General features: G+C 50.8%; 1 protein-coding gene. It reads left to right on the forward strand.

Annotation, left to right across the window (positions count from 1 at the left end; translation table 11 throughout):
• On the forward strand, positions 1-504 hold a 504-nt coding region (locus ACFQ1Z_RS14590; protein ID WP_379059089.1), incomplete at both ends, for a Calx-beta domain-containing protein.

Below are 504 nucleotides of genomic sequence, written 5' to 3' on the forward strand. Positions count from 1 at the left end.
CAATGGTGTGACTTATGATGCATTGACAGGCAAGATTACCGTGCCTGCCGGTGTGAGCAGCTTTGCTGTGACTGTCCCGACCGTGGACGACACAATCGTTGAGCCAAACGAAACACTGACATTGACTGTGAGTGACAAGAGCGGTGTAGGTACGATCATCGACAACGATCTGGCCACAGTTGTGAAGGTTGACCCAGTCAACCCAACAACAGGTAGCGACAGTGTTGTTGAAGGTAAAGACCTGACATACACAGTGACATTAAGTGCAACGACCAATAAACCGACTACGTTCGACTTCAAACTGGGTGCGCCAGGCGACACAGCGTCGACTGCAGACTACAGTGCTCCTAAGTTCAACAATGGTGTGACTTATGATGCATTGACAGGCAAGATTACTGTGCCTGCCGGTGTGAGCAGCTTTGCTGTGACTGTCCCGACCGTGGACGACACGATCGTTGAGCCAAACGAAACACTGACATTGACTGTGAGTGACAAGAGCGGTGT

This window comes from Methylophilus luteus (assembly GCF_042676265.1).
Taxonomy (GTDB): Bacteria; Pseudomonadota; Gammaproteobacteria; order Burkholderiales; family Methylophilaceae; genus Methylophilus; species Methylophilus luteus.